At 62.9% G+C, this 17,370-nt stretch carries 20 protein-coding genes and 2 pseudogenes; 3 read left to right on the forward strand and 19 right to left on the reverse strand.

Translation table 11 applies throughout. The features are described from left to right. Positions 1-4 precede the first annotated feature (4 nt). The 3 genes from BM315_RS21285 to BM315_RS21295 are packed head-to-tail and all read right to left on the reverse strand — an operon-like array spanning position 5 to position 953. The gene (locus BM315_RS21285; protein ID WP_090505331.1) at positions 5-376 is read right to left on the reverse strand and encodes a TIGR03745 family integrating conjugative element membrane protein; all 372 of its coding nucleotides are present in this window, start codon (positions 374-376) and stop codon (positions 5-7) included. Between the two features lie 17 nt (positions 377-393). After that, positions 394-633, reverse strand: a complete 240-nt coding sequence (locus BM315_RS21290; RefSeq protein ID WP_090505332.1) for a TIGR03758 family integrating conjugative element protein — start codon at positions 631-633, stop codon at positions 394-396. Then, entirely contained in the window at positions 630-953 is a 324-nt protein-coding gene (locus tag BM315_RS21295) for an integrative conjugative element protein, RAQPRD family (RefSeq protein WP_090505335.1), read from the reverse strand. Before BM315_RS21295 ends, BM315_RS21290 begins: the two co-directional genes overlap by 4 nt. Positions 954-1,226: 273 nt before the next feature. Between BM315_RS21295 and BM315_RS21300 the strand changes: the two genes are divergently transcribed. Then, positions 1,227-1,589, forward strand: coding sequence for a helix-turn-helix domain-containing protein (locus BM315_RS21300; RefSeq protein WP_090505370.1), 363 nt, complete (start codon positions 1,227-1,229; stop codon positions 1,587-1,589). Beyond that, positions 1,586-2,875, forward strand: coding sequence for a type II toxin-antitoxin system HipA family toxin (locus BM315_RS21305; RefSeq protein ID WP_090505337.1), 1,290 nt, complete (start codon positions 1,586-1,588; stop codon positions 2,873-2,875). The genes BM315_RS21300 and BM315_RS21305 overlap by 4 nt, the downstream gene beginning before the upstream one ends. Positions 2,876-2,909: 34 nt before the next feature. On the opposite strand, the gene BM315_RS21310 is transcribed toward BM315_RS21305, so the two are convergent. The 13 genes and pseudogenes from BM315_RS21310 to BM315_RS21370 form a co-directional block, all read right to left on the reverse strand. Continuing rightward, positions 2,910-3,641, reverse strand: coding sequence for a TIGR03747 family integrating conjugative element membrane protein (locus BM315_RS21310; RefSeq protein WP_090505339.1), 732 nt, complete (start codon positions 3,639-3,641; stop codon positions 2,910-2,912). Positions 3,642-3,676: 35 nt separating this feature from the next. Next, entirely contained in the window at positions 3,677-5,830 is a 2,154-nt protein-coding gene (gene traD, locus BM315_RS21315; RefSeq protein ID WP_090505341.1) for a type IV conjugative transfer system coupling protein TraD, read from the reverse strand. A 9-nt stretch (positions 5,831-5,839) separates the two neighbouring features. Next, a complete protein-coding gene (locus BM315_RS21320) occupies positions 5,840-6,331 on the reverse strand; it encodes an integrating conjugative element protein (protein ID WP_090505343.1) in 492 nt (163 codons plus the stop codon). Beyond that, positions 6,328-6,882: a lysozyme family protein gene (locus BM315_RS21325; RefSeq protein WP_090505345.1), complete on the reverse strand. Its 555-nt coding sequence runs from the start codon at positions 6,880-6,882 to the stop codon at positions 6,328-6,330. Before BM315_RS21325 ends, BM315_RS21320 begins: the two co-directional genes overlap by 4 nt. Continuing rightward, positions 6,864-7,583, reverse strand: coding sequence for a TIGR03759 family integrating conjugative element protein (locus tag BM315_RS21330; protein ID WP_090505347.1), 720 nt, complete (start codon positions 7,581-7,583; stop codon positions 6,864-6,866). Before BM315_RS21330 ends, BM315_RS21325 begins: the two co-directional genes overlap by 19 nt. A gap of 9 nt (positions 7,584-7,592) precedes the next feature. Beyond that, on the reverse strand, positions 7,593-8,261 hold the full coding sequence (locus BM315_RS21335; protein ID WP_090505349.1) for a chemotaxis protein: 669 nt from the start codon (positions 8,259-8,261) through the stop codon (positions 7,593-7,595). After that, on the reverse strand, positions 8,258-8,779 hold the full coding sequence (gene pilL2 / locus BM315_RS21340; RefSeq protein WP_090505351.1) for a PFGI-1 class ICE element type IV pilus protein PilL2: 522 nt from the start codon (positions 8,777-8,779) through the stop codon (positions 8,258-8,260). The genes BM315_RS21335 and pilL2 overlap by 4 nt, the downstream gene beginning before the upstream one ends. A 192-nt stretch (positions 8,780-8,971) precedes the next feature. Further along, positions 8,972-9,719 (reverse strand): annotated as a pseudogene (locus BM315_RS21345) (DUF5983 family protein). A gap of 45 nt (positions 9,720-9,764) precedes the next feature. Next, positions 9,765-10,262 carry a RadC family protein gene (gene radC, locus BM315_RS21350; protein ID WP_090505353.1) on the reverse strand — a complete coding sequence of 166 codons (498 nt, stop codon included), beginning with the start codon at positions 10,260-10,262 and terminating at the stop codon, positions 9,765-9,767. Between the two features lie 83 nt (positions 10,263-10,345). Further along, entirely contained in the window at positions 10,346-10,645 is a 300-nt protein-coding gene (locus tag BM315_RS21355) for a hypothetical protein (RefSeq protein ID WP_090505355.1), read from the reverse strand. 13 nt (positions 10,646-10,658) lie between these two features. Then, entirely contained in the window at positions 10,659-10,916 is a 258-nt protein-coding gene (locus tag BM315_RS21360) for a hypothetical protein (RefSeq protein ID WP_090505357.1), read from the reverse strand. A 72-nt stretch (positions 10,917-10,988) separates the two neighbouring features. Further along, positions 10,989-11,570 carry an STY4534 family ICE replication protein gene (locus BM315_RS21365; RefSeq protein ID WP_090505359.1) on the reverse strand — a complete coding sequence of 194 codons (582 nt, stop codon included), beginning with the start codon at positions 11,568-11,570 and terminating at the stop codon, positions 10,989-10,991. Positions 11,571-12,449: 879 nt separating this feature from the next. Next, the gene (locus BM315_RS21370) at positions 12,450-12,791 is read right to left on the reverse strand and encodes a helix-turn-helix domain-containing protein (protein WP_090505361.1); all 342 of its coding nucleotides are present in this window, start codon (positions 12,789-12,791) and stop codon (positions 12,450-12,452) included. A gap of 168 nt (positions 12,792-12,959) precedes the next feature. On the opposite strand from BM315_RS21370, the gene BM315_RS21375 reads away from it, so the two are divergent. Continuing rightward, complete coding sequence (locus tag BM315_RS21375) at positions 12,960-13,217, forward strand: hypothetical protein (protein ID WP_090505363.1); 258 nt, start codon at positions 12,960-12,962, stop codon at positions 13,215-13,217. Positions 13,218-13,248: 31 nt separating this feature from the next. Here the strand turns inward: BM315_RS21375 and BM315_RS21380 are convergent, their stop codons facing one another. The 3 genes and pseudogenes from BM315_RS21380 to BM315_RS21390 all read right to left on the reverse strand — a co-directional run bounded on the left by BM315_RS21380 (position 13,249) and on the right by BM315_RS21390 (position 17,358). Next, positions 13,249-15,231 carry a DNA topoisomerase III gene (locus BM315_RS21380; RefSeq protein ID WP_090505364.1) on the reverse strand — a complete coding sequence of 661 codons (1,983 nt, stop codon included), beginning with the start codon at positions 15,229-15,231 and terminating at the stop codon, positions 13,249-13,251. Positions 15,232-15,796: 565 nt separating this feature from the next. Continuing rightward, positions 15,797-16,246, reverse strand: a pseudogene (locus BM315_RS21385) (transposase); the annotation flags it as partial. A 119-nt stretch (positions 16,247-16,365) separates the two neighbouring features. After that, entirely contained in the window at positions 16,366-17,358 is a 993-nt protein-coding gene (locus BM315_RS21390) for an IS5 family transposase (RefSeq protein ID WP_090505366.1), read from the reverse strand. Positions 17,359-17,370: the final 12 nt, after the last annotated feature.

Raw genomic sequence — 17,370 nt, forward strand, 5'->3', positions numbered from 1 at the left:
GACCTCACAGGATCTCGGCGGCCTTGGTCAGGAACCAGATGATCACCACCACCAGCAGGGCACCGACACCGACCACCGCGCCAAGGTCTTTCCAGGTCTTGCGCTGGTTCTGCACGTCCGCGTAAACGGTCAGCGAATGCCAGGCCACACCGAGGAAGGCGAGCAGGGCGATGAGCAGGCCGAGCAAAATGCCGCCGTCGTAGGCGTAGTTCTGGATGGTTTCGATCAACCCGGATCCCTCACCGCGCGATGGCGCCTCCATGGTGGGCAACTCGGCAAAGGTCAGGCCCGGCCCCAGGATCAACAACAGACCGATCAGGCGCTGGCTGGCGCGATCTTGCAGGTTGTTTTTCGCAACAGCAAAGGGCTTGAGCATGGCGTCGATCTCCTGGGTCAGGACAGGGTGAAGAACATCAGAATCAGCAAAGCGAGGAGCACGCGGACAGCACTGCCGCCGAAGGCGCCGAAGCGTACGCTGCCCACAGCCCAGCCCCGATAGGCCGTCCACATCGACCAGGCACACCAGAGCAGGGCCAAGACCAGCACCAGGGAAAGCCACAAGGTCGAACTGCTCTGCGGCGTAAAACCGGAGGCGTTCTGGAAGGCTGCGGTCTGGGCGTCGGACATGCTCATGGCGCCGCCTCCGGGTGGGGGCCGTCGAGGCGGTAATCGCCGACCAGCTCACCGGGATCGCGAGGTTGGGCGCGGGAGGGCGCTAGGTAGCCCTGGATGCCTTGGCGAATGCGCTGGAGGTCTTGATGCAAGCGCGAGTAGTCAAACTGGTAGCGATCGGTGGGTATGCTGGAGGACCTGGCTCGATGGGCGAGGGTCTCGATGTTGTCGAGTTGCTGGGCAATCAGGCTGAGTTCGGTATTCTCTTGGGAGGCCGTCACTGAGGTGCCAGTCGCTGCGCAGAGGACGAGCAGAAGGCAGCGGGCAGAAGCGGTACGCATGGTGAAGACCCTCGGAACAATCTGGCACCAGCATGGGCAGAGTGAGCGGAACCAGGCAGCAGGAAAACCGAAGGCGGGCGGATCGGTTTTCTTTGCAGCAGGTTCAGGCGGGAAATCGTATGGCCACTGGGTATCGAACGAGTGGGCTCGAGTGTCGCCAGATGCGGTTTAATATTCTTGTAGGAACTCTTTTATTGTTTTAGTGCTCCATAGGGAGCTATTATTTTTGTGTCAGACAGTTTTAATATAATGGTTCCTGTGGAAGCGCATAAGATGGTTAAACAGTCCGATAAGGATGGACAGCTCGATAAGCTACCACTCCCACTGCCCGCTGAGCGGGCCATTCGCAAGCTCGGTAGCGACTTGGCGTTGGCCCGCCGCCGCCGGCATATCTCCCAGCAGTCCCTGGCCGAACGCATGGGCGCGTCGTTGTCCACGGTCCGGCGCATGGAGAAGGGCGATCCGCGTGTGCCCATCCATTTCATTGCCCGCGCACTGCAGGTTTTCGGCGAGATCGAGGCGCTCGCGGGGTTGATCGATTCAGCCCGGGACGACATCGGCCTGGTCCTGATGGATGAGCGCCTGCCCCAGCGTGTGCGCAGCAAGCGGAGCAAGGACGAGAAGGGGGCGTTATGAAGATGAAGGAGTCGATCAGGCAGGAAGTGGAGGTCTGCATCGGGCGTGCGGGTACGTCGGTGGGGCGGCTGATCTATGCCAGGCAGGGGCGGCGCGAGAATACCGCGTTCGCCTACGACGAGCGCTGGCTAGCGAACCCGGACCGCTTCGCAATTTCCCCCGACCTGGAACTGGTCACGGGCTATCAGCCACGTAAGGCACCGTCCGCCGTTGACTCGGTCTTCCCCTTCGCCATCGCCGACACGGCACCGGACGCCTGGGGACGCCGGGTTATTGCGCGCGATCATGCCAAGCAGCGCCGCGGCAACCCGGCGCTCGCGCCGCTGAGCGAGATGGACTACCTGCTGGCGGTCGACGATTTCAGCCGGGTTGGCGCATTGCGGCTGCGCGACCAGGCCGGCCACTTCTGCCGGACAGTTGAGCAGGGGAGGCGCAGCACACCGCCGCTGCTGGAGTTACGGCGCATCTACGAGGCCAGTCGCGCGGTCGAGCAGGGGCAGGAGACCACTGAGGATTTGCGCTATCTGCAAGGCAAGGGCACGTCCCTGGGGGGGATGCGGCCCAAGTGCACGGTGGTCGACGAGGATGGTTGGTTGGCCATCGGCAAATTTCCGAGTGTGGGTGATACGCGCAGCGTGACCCGAGGTGAGGTGCTGGCGCTATGCCTGGCGCAGCGCGCCGGTATCGACGCAGCGCCAGCGCGTATCGTTGAACTGGAGGGCGTTGCGGTGGCCATTATCCGCCGCTTCGATCGTGATGGCGCCGATGGCCGCATTCCCTACCTCTCCGCCGCCTCGCTGCTGCAGGCCTCCCGCGAGGAAGATCGCAGTTATACGGAGATCGCTGACGCCATCCGTTCCACAGGCCATAGGCCAACGGAGGATGTGCGGCAACTATGGCGGCGTATGCTGTTCAACCTGCTGGTCACCAATGTCGACGATCACCTGCAGAACCACGGCTTTCTCCACGTGGGGAAGGGCCTGTGGCGGTTGGCTCCAGCCTTCGATATCAATCCCTTCCCGGACAAGGAGCGGGAGTCGAAAACCTGGCTATCGGAGCAGGATGGGCCGATCACCGACCTCGCCATGCTGCTGAATCGCAGCAGCTACTTCTCCCTGAGCCGGGACGAGGCGCTGCATGCGCTGGCCGAGGTGCATGCCGCCGTGTCGAACTGGCGGGACGTTGCACTCAGTCCCGCGATCGGGCTGCGCCGGGAGGAACTGAAGGATTTCGCGCCTGCTTTCGAACACGAGCAAATGGACGTGGCGCAGAGCCTGCTGACCTGACGCGTTGTAGGGAAAAATCAGCATAGGGTCGTGTTCACAGGTATTTCTTGAAGGTCGCCGCGGTGATTGCGACCGCCATGCCCAGCAGTGCCGCGCTGGGAAGCAGTAGCAGCAGGGGATGCAGCGAGAAGGGCAACGACAGGTAAATGATCCATGGCGCGATCAGTAACGGCGCCATCGCACGCTTGGCGCGGTGGTAGACGAAACTGCTTTCACGTCCGGCGCCGAATTTACGCAGGTCGCGACGCATCAGTCCGTCGACGAAGCCGGTGAGCATGGCCAGCAGGAACAACGGGGTGGTCAGGAGCAGGATGGTCAGGCGTACGGCAAAGGTGAAGCTGATATACACCGCCGCCAGGACGAAATCTTCGATGCTCAGGTAGAGCTGGCTGAGCCCGCTCCAGAGGCCGTTGCCCCGGCTTGATTCCTGCGCCTGTTGAGTGAACTCCGCAAATCCCGTCTTCACCAGCAGCCAGTGGTTGAGTAGTTCCAGCAACCGAGTCGTTGTCTGCGGCGGCTGCTGGAGGATCAGCGAGGATTTGAAGTGCTCGCTGAGCCAGCCCAGTTCGCTGGTCAGCATGGCATGGCTGTGTCGCCAGCCCTGATCGCCCCAGAACAGCAGCAGGCCGGCGAATTCCATCAGGATCGAGAACAGCAGCGAGACGATCAGCAGGCCGGTGATGCGCAGGGCCAGGCCGAACGCCGAGGCGATCAGCCCGGGTCGCTGGATCGGCTGGGGCTGCCGTGATGGGGGGCTGTTCACCATGCCTCAGCCCAGACTGTGCTGGCGGGAAGAGCTGGTCACGGTGCCTCCCGGGTGGACGAATCCTCCGTTGCGACAGCGCCGGGTGATGCCGCCCGCCCCAGATCGAAGTCGAGCGTGGGTCCACCGCCGCTGGCCTTCCACCATTGCCCCGCCTGTTCGTTGTAGCTGGCCCGCATGCACTGCGCGAGTTCTTGCAGGTCCCTGGGCATGGCGTCGTCCGGCGAGGGCTTGGGCAGCGGCATGCGGACTTTCCACAGCTGCCCGCCTTCCTGGAAGGAGAACATCTGCCCCTTGGGCAGGCTGACGATATGGGCTGGCTCGATCAGCGGCACGCCGGTGGCGCTGACCCGGTCCTGCGAGGAGGAGGTGAAGTCGGTGGCGGCGTGTGGATCGGCGGTGTCCGTGGCGCCCGACACCAGCGTCCTGGTCAGCACGTTGACCTTCGGCAGCTGTCGGGTCAGCAACTCGGCAGTGGCGGTCTCACGTACGCGCAGCATTTGCAGGGTATTGAAGTTACCGATCACCTGGCCGGCTTTGGCACGGTTGCCGATCCGCGCTTCGATGTCGCTGAGGGTCTGGGTGTAGGCGGTGACCTGGATGCCGGCACCGCCGCCCTTGTTGATCAGCGGAATGAACTCGTCACCCATCAACTCGTTGAACTCGTCGGCATGCAGGTTGATGGGGACCTTGTCGGCGCTTTGGCTGGAAGCGGGCAGACCGTGGTCGATACCGTGTTTGTAGATATGGCCGGCGACCGAGACCAGGTCGGCGAACATCGAGTTGCCCACGGCGGCGGCGACCTCGGCATCGGTCAGCGCATCCAGACCGACGTAGACGATGCCGCGTTTGCGCATGATCTGCAGCCAGTCGAAGATCGGCCGAGGATCGGCCAGGTTGGTGTAATCGGGTGCCAGCAACTGCGCGGTCTTGCCGGTGGTGAGTTTTTCCAGCAGGGGCAGAAGGCTCGCCACGATCTTGTCGAAATAGGTGCGGTCGTAACGCACCGCCGAGCGCAGTCCGTCCAGCACCGGGTCGAATACACGCTTGGCCGCCAAGTATTGCTCGATGGCCACCACACGCTTCTCGCGACCGAGCATGTGGCGCGGGGTGTTCTTCTCGTTGAGCTTGCCTTCGAGCTGGACGACCACCTCCCAGGCCTGCGGGTCGGTGCGGGTGAAGAACTGCTGGGCGTACTCGATGAACAAGGCGTCGATGTTCACCACATGGCGTTGGATCTGCAGGTAGTCGGGCCGCCGGCCCAGCTCGTTCAGGGCACGGGCGATGATATTGACGAAGCGCCAGGCAAACTCCCGGAAGGCCGCCGAGTTGCCCTCGCCACTCAGTTGACCGGCGATGCGCGACGCCACTTCGGTGATGCGCCCGACGCGGCCCACCGCGTTGTAGCGGGCCGAGATCTCCGGCCAGCCGAGGTGAAACACGTAGAACTCCTGTTCCCGCCCGGCTCGGCGCGCTTCGACATACATGCGTTTGAGCAGGTCAGGGTCGCCCTTGGGATCGAAGACGATGACCACCTCATGCTCACGGCGGTGGATGTCTTGAGTGATATACACCTCGGCCAGACGGGTCTTGCCGACCCGCGTGGTGCCCAGCACCAGGGTGTGCCCGACGCGCTCGCCGAGCGGCAGGCTCGCTAGTATTTCGTCGGGCTCGACCCCGTGCAGCAGCGCCGAACCGCCCACTGCGGGTAGCGGGCGCACGGGGTTGAACGCACTGTCCCAGGCGGTGAAGCGTGCCAGTGTCGACAGCGGGAAGGGCGCGTACTCCAGGTGCCGTTCCAGCCCACGTGCCAGGCGCTGGACCAGGGGCGGATCGATGTAGCGCGCGACGGCGGGATCCTGGGCCTCGACCAGACGTTGGGTATGCAGCCGGGTCCAGGGAAAGCCCCGGCCCATGAACAGGCGCTGGCGGCTGACGGGAATCTGTCGGCTGGTGAGTTCATAGCGGGGCAGGCGGCGGATATTGCGCCGGTAACGAAACACGTCCCAGGCCTGGCGCAGACGAATACAGCCGAACAGGGCATAGGCCAGCGCCGCGATCAGGCCAATCTCGGGCGACAGCGCCACGGCCCAGGGGGCGTGCAGGCACAGCAGCGTGGCGGCGATGCAGATGGCCACCGTGTACAGCTCTACAGCTGGCCTGAGCTTGGATTCCATCGCATGCTCGGCCATGGCCTGGACTCACTGATCCAGCCTGGTGGCGGTTACCAGCACCGGGTAGTGGCTGATCCGTAGGCGTGCGGCGATGTCGTCGCCGTTGACCGGCACAATGACCAGGTCGGGGGCCGTCGCCCGGATTCGGCTCAGGGCTTCGCTGTCGGCCACCTCCACGGCCAGGCCGACCGCGCCCATTGCCCGCAGTCGAGCGGCGTTCTCGCGCAACCAGGACAGCGAGCGAGGATCGCCGCCGAGCAGAAAGAAGGGGCGCAGCCCTGGCATGTTCAAGGCACGCGGGGCGATATTTCCCGGGCTCAGCAGGGCGCTGCTGACCGGCAACATCCACGCCTCGCCACCGAGCGCGGATAGGTGCTCTGGTGAAGCACGGGGCCTCGTGTCCATCTGCTGGATCAGGGACGAATCCCGAGGTTGGACGGGGGCACCCTGTGCTGGCTCTGCCAGCACGGTAGCGGTCAGGGCCAAGGCCAGTGCACAGGCGGGTAGCGAGCCTTTCATGGGGAACGGGCCTTGGTCGAAGCGGGCGGGGAACCCGTCACCTGCTGCAGGTGCCGGGCAAAGCCAGCGCGGTAGCGTGCGGCCGGCGCGCCACCGGCCGGGCGGTGATAGCGGCCGGCGGCCTTTACCCAGTCACCGGTGGCGTCATGCTGCTCACGCAGCAAGCTGGCGGCGACCGTGAGGTTGCGGTAGGGGTCCAGTGCCTCGCAGGGGCTGGAAAAGCGCTGACCGTGATAACCGAAGTTGATCTGGCCGAGTCCGCTGTCGATGCGCTTGGCGTCGTGTTTGGCGAGCGCTCGAAGCAAGGCCCGGCACGCCGCTCGACGGGTGGCGAAGCGCTGGGCTTTACCGGCGATATTGAGGGTCCAGGGCCAGGGTAAAAGCCGGCCGCGGATACGCATGCCGCTTTCCTGCAGGGCAATCGCGAACAGCACCGCGGAAGGAATACCGGCAGCATGGGCCGCCAACCGGTAGGCCGGCGGTGGCACCTCGGCCCGGGCGGCGAGGATCACCAGCAGGAGCGCGAGCCCCGTCACTGCAGGCGCTGCCATTGTCCCTGTACCTGCTGGAAGAGGGCGGGTAGCGGGCCCTGCGCGCCCAGCCCGAGCCACTGGCCGCGATCATGGTTCAGGGTAATCTGCCGACGCTGCACTCGGGTAGGGTCGATACCCGCTTGCCGGGCCCAGGCGCGGACACGGTCGTCCTTGCCCTGACTGCCGACCAAGTAGAGGTCGAATTCAGTCTCCTGGCGTTGCAGGCGTTGGGCTTCTGTCGTGCACGCGGGGCATTGTTCCTCCACGAACAGGGCGAGCCGCCGCGCGCCTGGAGTACTGTCAGCGGCTGGGCCGCCCAGGCCCTGGACCGGTAGCAAGTCGGGATACAGCCTGGCCCATGCGGCGTCATAGGCGTGCTGATAGGCCAACTCGCGCTCGGCGCGCTGGGCTTCGAGCTTGACCTGCAATTGCGCGTAACGCCGACGCTCCTGATCGCTATGCGCTTCGACTCCCAGCGCGGTGAGGGGGTCGAGGTTCGGGCTCCAGAAACCTCGTGGCCCCGCCTGGATTTCCTCGAAGCGTGACCATTCCTGTTCCGTCAGCCCCCAGTCCGAGGCTCGGCTCGAGTGGCTGCGTTGCAGTGGGGTGGACTCGGTGCTGCGTACCTGCGAACGGGCAGTGGCGATGTCGCCAGCCAGCGAACTGGTGGCGGCCAGTGCGGCGAGGCAGAGGGTGGCGATCAGCAGCGAGCGGTTCATCATCACCTCTCAGGGCAGCGGGATGATCTGATCCGGTTGAGCGGGCACGCTGAAGATGGCTGTGGTTGGCCCCAACGTTTTCAGGTGCCAGGAACCGATTCGCTCGCCGCGATGCAGCAGGCGGACCTCTGCCAGCGAGCGGCTGCCCAGGGGCGCTGCGGTCAGGAAGCGCTCGCCACCACGGGACTCGATCGCCATCACCGTGAATGGCGGTGATACAGGGGCTGGTCGCGGTGCTCGGGCGGGTTTCTTCGGTTTGGCGGGCGGCGATACGGCCCTGGAAGGCTTGGCCTTGACGGCCTGGAGTTGCTGCTCGGTCTGCTCGACACGTGTGCGCAGGGCGGCCAGTGCCGTCTCGGTGGCTCGCGTCGCCAGCCCATCGCGTAGGGTCTGTACTTCCTGGACCCATTGATCCAGCAGAGGATCGAGGGTGTTGGTCTGCTGCGCGCCACTCTCGACGGCGAGCCTCAGTTCCTTCAACTCGACGCTCAGGGATTCCTGCATATCCAGCAGGCTGTTCGAGCCCTGTTGCAGGGTGTCCAGCTGCTGTGCGTGTTTGGCGGTAGCGGTCTGCAGCTCGGCGATACGCTGATGCTGTTTGTACAGCGTGCCGGCCAAACCGGCGACCGCCAGACACAGCAAGCCGAGGAGGAGGGTTTGCAAGGTCGAGGCTTTCATGGCCGGGCCTCTGGCTGGAGAGGCGTGGCGGGGGATGCGCTGCCGTTGTCCAGGCTGAGTTGCCGGAAGCAGACCGCGCGGCCGACGTCATCGGCCAGCAACTGCCAGGCTGGGCCGGCCAGTACCTCCAGCGCATTACGGAGCGCGAGCGGGCCGAGCCGGTAATGGACAGCCGGTAGCGGCCGGGTAAAGAGGACCTTCAGCCTGGCGTTGATGGGACACAGCGAATAGCCCGAACGCTGTAGTACATGGCGCATGGCGTCCTGCACCGTCGGGTTCAGCGCAGGCGGGATGCTCACATCGATAATTTGGGCGAGAAGGTCCCGTTGCTCCGCGCTGGGTTCGGTGCTGACCAGGGTATAGCGCCCGTAGCGGATGCTTTGCACCGGCAGCGGAGACGCGCCCGAGGTGTGCTCATTACCCGCCTTGCGGTCGCGGGGTTCCGTTACTGCAGGTACCTGCGAGGTGCATGCACCCAGCAACGCCAGCAGCGCGAGAAGTACGGAAGATGGGTACACGACACTTACCTCATGCCAGGGACGGCGTCACCCTGACATGAGGTAAGGGGTGTTGCGCAGAGGAAAGCTGACGTGAGAGCTATCGCTTTTTGGGGGCGAAGCGTACATCCGGAGCCGGACTATTCCGGTGCGGGCAGGGCTGGTTTGTGCTTCGGGTACCCGTCAGGCAGTCCTCGCGGTGGGCAGGTGGGGTCACTCGTCGTACACAGGCAGTCCTGGCAGTGTGCTGGCGCTCGGGTCGAAGATTAGGAACCTGGTATCCGCCAGGCTGGCCAGATGGAGGATACGCACGAGGGCATCTGGTACGCCGGTAGCGAGTTGCGCCTGTCTGAGCGCCCCATAGCATTGCCCATCGACCTCCATAAGATGCTCATCCGTCCAGGGCGTGCAGATCAATTTGCAGCCGAAGCCGCAGCAGTCCGGGAGTGCGAAAGGCTCGAACAGCAAGCCGGTTTGCCTGGGCGGCGATCTGTTTATCCAGTCCACCAGATAACGGACGGCCTCTTCGGGAAGATGCAGCGTACTGATTTCCCAGGCTCGGCTATAGCGCCCGGTTTCGAAACTCAACCGGCGGATCACCGCCTGCGCCTCTTCCCGGGAGTACAGGTCGCCGATGTGATACCGCTCGTTCAGCGCTGTACCTATTACGGCATAGACCACGTGGCGAACCAGTCCGATGGATTGGCAGCGTTCGTCCAGGTCGGTCGGGATGGCCTGGCCTTCGCTGACCAGGGCGAAATCGTCGTTGAAGATGCAGGAGAACAGTTGCAACTCATGGTCCTGCAGGTGGGCCTGTGATTCATGCACTGGACGGCAGCAAGGTGGGCCGTCGTCCTCGTAGGTGATCAGCAGCAACCGTTCGATATGCAGGCTCTCATAGCCGCGGACAAAAAGGATTCGCGCCAGCCGGCAGGAGAGAAACTTGGTGTGTTGGCCTCATGAGGGTTCTCCAGAATGAACAAGGCGCCCGAAGGCGCCTGTGGGATTAAAGCCAGCCGTATTCGGCCAGGGATGTGGGGCGGCCTTCGCCGACGATGAAGTGATCCAGGACACGCACCTCGACCAGGGCCAGGGCTTCCTTCAGATGAAGGGTCAGGGTGCGATCGGCCTGGCTGGGTTCGGTGCAGCCTGAGGGATGGTTGTGGGTCAAAATCACCGCCGCGGCGTTATGCGCCAGGGCGCGCTTGACCACCTGCCTGGGGTAGACGCTGGCACCGTCGATGCTGCCGTGAAACAGCACCTCGAATGTCAGTACCCGGTGCTTGGTATCGAGAAAAACCACCCCGAAGACTTCGTGCTCCTCTTGGGCGAGAAGTACTTGCAGGTACTCGGCCACCAGGCCGGGTGAGGTCAGTTCGGGACCGCGGCTGAATACCCGGCGTTCGAGGATAAGCAGGGCTTCTTCGATGACCTGGTCTTCCCGGATCGTACGGGCGTCGGTGTTGAGGGGCGTGCTGCCAATCAGCGCGAGCTGTGTGTTCATGGTGGGTACCTCCAAGTTAAACATGGGGTACGCACCCCCTGGGGAGTGGTATCCCCGGGGTGGGTAAGTGGATGGCATGCGTCTCAGACCTTGCGTCGTCTACGCTTGCGCCGGGTGTGTTCGAATCGATCCCGGAGCTGGCGCCCCAGGTTCATGAAGTGCGGGTCGTTCTCGCCGTAGCGGTAGTAGCTCACCAGCATCTCGAGCAGGATCTGCAGGTGCGGCGTGTCGAAGGTGGCGATCCAATCCAGCCGACACGGCCATTCTTCGCCGTTGTAGAGACTGAGAACGCAAAGCGCCAGGCGTTGGGCCGTGCTGTGGTCATGCTGCAGCAGCAGGTCGGCATGCTTGGCAAAGGGAGAGTCGGCGTAGTCAGTTTTCACGAGTGGACTCCTGTCATAGCCGAGTGAAGCGGTGCCGCGGGCCATGTAGCGGCGAGCCACAGCCGTCGCAGGGTGAACGGGAGAAGGGATCGACTCCCCAGCCAGCGTCGGCATCGAAGTCGGCGCTGATGGGCATCAACCGAGTCAGGCCATCCCGGATGGCCGCGATGCGTGCATCGACGTCATCCGCCGTGTGGTGGAGCGACAGCGCGCTGTAGTCGTCGTAAGCCTCGGCAAACAGGCAGTCGTCGCAGAACCAGAACGATTCCATGATGGTTTCCCCTGTGCTGGATCGAAGGAAAGGCGCTCGATGGAGCGCCTTGCTCAGGAGGTCGCGAAGGGTTCAGACGGGCTGAACGGTACGCTTGGAATCACGGCGAACCGTGCGTGCGGACGGTGGAGCCTCCGACTCTGCCGGCGCATCCGTTGTGGTGTCTGGTTCATCGGTTTCGGCGTCCGCCGATGCCTCGGCGGACTCGTCACTCGGCGCTTGTTCGGCAGGGGCTGTTACTTCCTGCCGGGCGGGCGCCTTGTATTCCAGCTTGCCGTCGACCTTGATCCAGTCGATGAAGAGCAGGCGACCTTTCAGGCCTGCACCTGGCTGGCCCTGTTTTTCGCCTTTCTCGTAGAGGAACGGATCGGTCCACAGGTCGCCGATGCGAAAGGACAGCAAGACCTTCTTCTCGGCCTTGACCGCATCCCAGTACTGGCGGATCAGCCGTTCGGCTTCACCACCGGCGACCTTGCAGTCGAAGCGGGTGTATTCCACCGCATCGCTGGCGCCGTGCAGGGCGGCGATATCGCAGGCCATGAACGGCGGGCCGCGACGCACCGGCACTTCACGGACACGGTTGAGGTAGCCGATGCCGCTGGTGTGCAGATTGAAGTAAGTGACCGCTTCTTGGGGGGGGTTGGCGTGGGCCATGGTGTTTCTCCTGTTTCAAGGGGAAACGGCGACGCACGATCCCCACAGCGGGGAGGTGAGTCCCCGTCGGGGTGGGTGAGGTGCAGGCGAATCAGGAACGACATCGGCAAGCCGACGGCGCTCAGGACAAAACGCCTGGGTAGGGTGCATGGGGTACGGCAAAAGAGAACCTGGCCGATGAAACAGCCAGGGGAGGGGGAGTCGGCATTCATCACCGCCGAGGCGGCGACCGTGCGAGCTTCCGAACGCTGATCGCACTTGGGTCGAACCACCACGTACGTGGCGTAGCCTTGAAGGCTCCGGCTACCTGGGCTGGGGCTGTCAACGACAGCGAACCATGCCCTTTCTATAAGCCTGCTGATGGGCAGCGTCAAGGCGTGGCAAGAAGAGTTTTTGCTGCTGGAATCCAGTGGCAAGCACTGGCATGAAGATAAGTGAAAAGCCGGCCCGGCGGGATGCCGGGCGGGGAATAGGAAAGCCACCTCTGACGCTCTAGTGCAGCGAAAAGGCCCCTCGCAACGCCTCGTTTCACCGCATCAGGATTCGCCAGCCGACCCTTGTCGTGGCCTGGGTCGGAATGGATCGGCACGCATCCGCGCACAAAAGGCGCCCAGTGTTTCGCCGGTGGGCTCCGGCGCTGAATACCACCGCCGAAGCGGATGACCGCAGCAGCCTGATGCAGGCAACAGCGGTCATCCACCTCAACGATCTGATCATCTAAGAAGCGGAAACGATGTCTCGACGAGAAGGATGCTCCGAACTCGAAAGTCCGACCGACCTACCCGGAGCGAATCGGTCTTGGGGAATGCCGATGGCACCCGTACTTGCTCGTGCACTACATCAGCGCTGCCGACAAAGTGTCAAGTCGCGCAAGGGACCTTACTTGTTGCCGAGATGAGCCGCCAGCCGCTCGACCGTCTCCACAATGAAGGCGCGATCATGCTCTGGCAGCGCACTGATCAATCCAGCAATCTTCTGGCTTTGATCGCTGGGGCGGTTGCTGGACGCCATCAGCAGTTCGTCCAGTCGGCAGTCAAAGATATCCGCCAACTGGATCAGCTTCTGGATCGAGAGTTCGACCTTTCCCCGTTCGAGCCGTGAGATGGCTTCGCCACCGATACCCAGGTGTTCGGCGACCTCTTCCTGGGTCAGCCCGCGCTCGGTTCGACGCTTGGCAATCAGGCGCCCGATCTGGGTTTGGGTTGGACTTTTCGATGTCACGTTGACGGTCTCCAATTCAACCCGAATGGTTGAGCAAAGACCCGTTGACATGAATGTCTTTTAGGGTTGAGTATCGACCTTTAAGGTTGAATTTTGCTCATATTGCCGAACATGTGGTCAGGCAGGGATGAGCCCACAGCGCGAATACGGCTGAGTTGGGGCAGGTGAATGGGTAAGCGCAACAAGGACATCAGGGACCGGGCATGGGATCAGGCACTGGCCTTCTTCACGCAAGTGCGTGATGACCCGGAGAATCCTGAGATGATCGAGAGCCTGGTGCTGTGGGTCAATCAGAGCCCTGCCCATTTGGATATCTTCAACGAACTGGCGGCGATATGGGTGGCCGCTGGCATGGCCTTGGCCAGGCAGATTGAACCCCTGGGCACGGATGACGACAGCGAGCAGGATGGGCCGCTTTTGCACTGAATCGGGGGCTTTCCGCCCCGGATGATCTCCCTCACCTGGGCTTGGCGGATCGTTTGCGGCGGTTGGGTGATTCTATCGCCAGAAGCCCATTGCAGGTCGGGTACTGGGAACACGACCAGAACGGCCCGGACTTGCCCCTGCGCTTGTGCATCGGCGCGTTGCAAACCGGGCAGGCTGGGCCCGCTGCGACGGGCACGGCCACAGTTAACTTAGCACTTCGTTCGACCAGTTGTGCAACCCAATGCGCTTGCTTGATGACGAAGGCCTCCAGAGACAGGCGTCCTGCCTCTATTTCGTCCAGTGCCTGCTCCCAGATCGCAGTCATGCCGGGGTCGGCGACTGCCTTGGGAACGGCTTCGATCAGGGTATGCGCGGTCGCCGAGGCAGACAGGGCGCGGTGCTTCTTCAGCAGATAGCCGTGATCGATAAGCCCCTTGATGATCGCCGCCCGGGTGGCCTCGGTGCCGATACCCGCGGTCTCCTTGAGCTTCTGCATCAGGCGCGGGTCATCGACCCACTTGGCCACCTGTTTCATGGCCTTGACCAGATCGCCTTCGGTGAGAGGCCTCGGTGGCGCTGTTCGACGGTTTTTGAGTTCGACACCCTGCACCGGGCAATGCGTTCCTTCGCGAAGTGCCGGCAGAACCTGGTTTTTCTCGGCGGGTTCGCACCCTTTGGGCTCATTGATCAGGCCTTTCCAGCCGAGGACACGGATCTGTTTGCCGACTGCGCGCAACCGATGCGTTGCGCATTCCAGGTGGGCCTCGGTCCGTTCGAATTCATGGTGCGGGAGAAACTGAGCCAGGTAGTTCGCGCGGATCAATTCGTAGACCGCCCGCTCACGGTCTGACAGGCGCGCAATGTCCACGGGGGCAGTGGTGGGAATGATCCCGTGGTGGGCGGTCACTTTCGCATCGCTCCACGCACGAGAGCGTAACGAGCAATCGAGGGACTGAAGGACAGGAAGCAGGGGCGGGTCGGTTTTCGCCAGCGCAGCGAGTACGAGGGAGGCTTCGGCAAACATGCTGTCCGGCAGGTGGCCGCAATCACTGCGAGGGTAGGTTGTCGCCTTGTGGGTCTCGTACAGCGACTGCGCGATATCCAGGGTCTCCTGCGCGCCCAGCCCGAGTCTGCGCGAACAGACGTCCTGCAGCGTACCCAGATCGAAGGGCAGGGGAGCGGCCTCGCGAACGTGTTCGGTATCCAGCGACAGCACGCTGGCCGTCCCTGCCGTGAGGATGGTTTTCACCGCCTGCTCGGCAACAGCATGCTGGATGCAGCGTCCGGCGCTATCGGCGGCATGATCCTGGGGTAGCCATTTCGCGCTGAACGCGTGCCCTCCGGCGGAGAGTTGCACTTCCACCTCCCAGTACGGTGTCGGCACAAAAGCGGCAATGGCGCGATCACGCTCCACCACCAGGCGCAAGGTCGGGGTTTGTACGCGTCCCACCGGCAAGACACCGTCATAGCCGGCGCGGCGCCCGAGCAGGGTAAACAGGCGGCTGAGGTTGATGCCGACAAGCCAATCGGCGCGGGAGCGGGCGAGGGCCGAGTGGTAGAGAGGCAAGGTCTCCGCACCGGGTTTCAGCGAAGCCAGTGCCTTGCGGATGGAAGCTTCGTTCAGGGCCGATAGCCACAGACGTTGCACCGGTCCGCGGTAGCGACACCGCTCCAGGATTTCGCGAGCGATCATTTCGCCTTCCCGATCCGCGTCGGTGGCGATCACCACGGAATCTGCTTCGACGAGCAGACGCTGAACCACGCGGAACTGTTTCGCGGTCTTCGGCTTGACCTCCAGCTTCCATTGCGCCGGAATGATCGGCAGCTGTTCCAGCGACCAATGCTTGTACTGCGCGCCGTAGGCCTCGGGTGGAGCGGCTTCCAGCAGGTGGCCGATGCACCAGGTGACGGCGCTATCCGTGCCGATCAGGCACCCTTCGCCGCGCCGTGTGGCACCGAGCACCTTGGCGATATCCTTGCCCTGGGACGGTTTCTCGCACAGGTAGAGACGCATGTGCCTGCTCCGGATAGAGTTTCCGGGCAGGGTCGGTGGACGGCCTGCTGGGTAACTACAGGAAAGCCGAAGTGGCGGTCATCGAATTGAGGGGCGTCGCTCCGTGACCGGCAGAGACCGGCCCAGGCTGTGTGAAAGCGCGCTAAATACGTCGAAAACTGAGAGTCGCGGAGATTGCCTGTGGAATCAGCGGGCGGAAGCGCGAATCACCTTAGTCAGCTACATAGACGTTCGTAATACCGTTTGGGCCGCGTCAGCGGCCCAAACGGCTACTAACGGGCGAGCCAAGCGGCTGAATTCACGCCCTGATCGCCTCAAGCAGTCCTGCGATGCCGAAGATGCTCATCATTCGTTTGAGGTTGTAGGCGAGCACATGAAGGCTCATTTCGGTACTTACCCGCGGAAGTGTTTGGCTCTGTTCGCGTTCGTCGTTGGCTCCGCCCAAGATGGGCTTCGCTGCTGGGTTCCAGGAAATCCATAGATCTGGCCTCATCCCCAGCAAGTACGGGGTATCCAGCTGAATAGACCAGTTGAACCCACGATGAACGCGAACGGAGCCAAGTGTTTTGGTCAGGAAGTGGGTGGCTCCCATCCAATATTTGAGCGTTCCAAAAGGATGCTCAACAGTCTGGCGGCGAACCTTCATCTTACCTGGGTCATGCTCCAGCCGAGCCTGCATCGCGTCGACTACCGCCTCATGCTCCCAGCGCTTCACACGGCGCTCCTTACCCGTAGTACATTACTTTTGCATTGAGCAGGACTGGCAGCCTGAGAAGTAGTAACAATGCAATAACATGCCGTCTTCCATCGACGAATGCCGCCTGGTTAGTAACTCCCCCGCAGGGCATCGATACTCGTCCGAGGCAATAAGACAGGTGAAATCCTGCTTGCCGAATCTGCCTTCGGCTTTGCTGCCAGATGTCAGGGGTTTCGGTACGAAGGTAGTGATGCCGGCTTGCTCGCAAGCAAGAATTTCCAGACCTTTGTAATAGCCTCGGTCGGCCACCACCGTTAGCAGGCCGTTGAAAAATTCGGCTTTAACTGCCCCAACCCGTTTGGATTGACGCTTTTTCAAGCGATTGGGCCTAACGGAGTCTACAACAGGCCTGGCCTCAGAGGGTGTAGACAAAATAATCAGGTTGTCAGGCGACGAAGGAGACGCCGGGCTTCTGCAAGCCAGACCCAAGCTTCCGAGACGCGCGTAAGACGGTCGTGATGCATGATGAGTGTGCGCGCCCGCTCGTTCCAGCCATGGCTTCGCTCCACCACCCAGCGCTTGGGGAGAACGACGAAGCCACTGGCATCGGCCTTGATGGGGAATAGCTCGCCCTGACCCGAGTGATGCCAGAAGCCGCCGTTCCCATTAGCAGGGTGGCGGACAACTTCGACTGCGACTCCGTGCGTGTCGCGCAGGGTTTGCGCACACTGCCCTGCATAGCCGCCATCGACAAAGCACATCTGCACCGAGGGGTATTTCTCCTTAGCGGCGGCAACGACAGCATGAGCGGCATCTCGGTCTTGCACGCTGGCGGCGGTGACCGTCACCGCCAAGAGCAAGCCCAAGGTGTCGACCACCAAGTTGCGCTTGCGCCCCTTGACCTTCTTGCCGGCATCGAAGCCGTGTTCGCCGCCTTGCGGAGAACTGCGGGTGGATTGCGCATCCAGCACTGCCGCAGTCGGTGCGGCAGCGCGGTTCTCTCGCTCGCGCCACAGCTCGCGCAGACGATCGTGCATCTGCTCGAACTTGCCTTGCTTGCTCCACCGGCGAAAGGTCTTGTAGACGTTGTCCCAATGGGGGAAATCACTCGGCAGCATCCGCCACGAGCAACCCGTGCGCACAACGTAGCAGCAGGCATCCACCATCAAACGCCGGCTATGTGTCGGTGGCACACCCTGAGTGTCAGGTCGATCGAACAGATCACTCACCATGGCCCATTCAGCATCGGTCAGGCAACTTGGGTAGCGCTGTTCGGGCTCATGCCGCCGATGCGCCGCAGTGTAGCCGTAGCGACGGCTCGTCGATACTGTGTCACGCTCGATCGCGGGCTTCTGTCGAGTGACCCCGGCAGCCCTGAGCGCCTGGCGCACCGTCGTTTTATTCAGCGACGTCCCGATCTGCTTCTCCACCGCGGCGGTGAC

Source organism: Pseudomonas borbori, from assembly GCF_900115555.1.
Lineage (GTDB): Bacteria > Pseudomonadota > Gammaproteobacteria > Pseudomonadales > Pseudomonadaceae > Aquipseudomonas > Aquipseudomonas borbori.

What these genes read in the sequence shown, in the direction of transcription:
- BM315_RS21285 (WP_090505331.1), bottom strand. Translation starts at nt 376, where the DNA reads ATGCTCAAGCCCTTTGCTGTTGCGAAAAACAACCTGCAAGATCGCGCC.
- BM315_RS21290 (WP_090505332.1), bottom strand. Translation starts at nt 633, where the DNA reads ATGAGCATGTCCGACGCCCAGACCGCAGCCTTCCAGAACGCCTCCGGT.
- BM315_RS21295 (WP_090505335.1), bottom strand. Translation starts at nt 953, where the DNA reads ATGCGTACCGCTTCTGCCCGCTGCCTTCTGCTCGTCCTCTGCGCAGCG.
- BM315_RS21300 (WP_090505370.1), top strand. Translation starts at nt 1,227, where the DNA reads ATGGTTAAACAGTCCGATAAGGATGGACAGCTCGATAAGCTACCACTC.
- BM315_RS21305 (WP_090505337.1), top strand. Translation starts at nt 1,586, where the DNA reads ATGAAGATGAAGGAGTCGATCAGGCAGGAAGTGGAGGTCTGCATCGGG.
- BM315_RS21310 (WP_090505339.1), bottom strand. Translation starts at nt 3,641, where the DNA reads ATGGTGAACAGCCCCCCATCACGGCAGCCCCAGCCGATCCAGCGACCC.
- traD (WP_090505341.1), bottom strand. Translation starts at nt 5,830, where the DNA reads ATGGCCGAGCATGCGATGGAATCCAAGCTCAGGCCAGCTGTAGAGCTG.
- BM315_RS21320 (WP_090505343.1), bottom strand. Translation starts at nt 6,331, where the DNA reads ATGAAAGGCTCGCTACCCGCCTGTGCACTGGCCTTGGCCCTGACCGCT.
- BM315_RS21325 (WP_090505345.1), bottom strand. Translation starts at nt 6,882, where the DNA reads ATGGCAGCGCCTGCAGTGACGGGGCTCGCGCTCCTGCTGGTGATCCTC.
- BM315_RS21330 (WP_090505347.1), bottom strand. Translation starts at nt 7,583, where the DNA reads ATGAACCGCTCGCTGCTGATCGCCACCCTCTGCCTCGCCGCACTGGCC.
- BM315_RS21335 (WP_090505349.1), bottom strand. Translation starts at nt 8,261, where the DNA reads ATGAAAGCCTCGACCTTGCAAACCCTCCTCCTCGGCTTGCTGTGTCTG.
- radC (WP_090505353.1), bottom strand. Translation starts at nt 10,262, where the DNA reads ATGAACACACAGCTCGCGCTGATTGGCAGCACGCCCCTCAACACCGAC.
- BM315_RS21360 (WP_090505357.1), bottom strand. Translation starts at nt 10,916, where the DNA reads ATGGAATCGTTCTGGTTCTGCGACGACTGCCTGTTTGCCGAGGCTTAC.
- BM315_RS21365 (WP_090505359.1), bottom strand. Translation starts at nt 11,570, where the DNA reads ATGGCCCACGCCAACCCCCCCCAAGAAGCGGTCACTTACTTCAATCTG.
- BM315_RS21375 (WP_090505363.1), top strand. Translation starts at nt 12,960, where the DNA reads ATGGGTAAGCGCAACAAGGACATCAGGGACCGGGCATGGGATCAGGCA.
- BM315_RS21380 (WP_090505364.1), bottom strand. Translation starts at nt 15,231, where the DNA reads ATGCGTCTCTACCTGTGCGAGAAACCGTCCCAGGGCAAGGATATCGCC.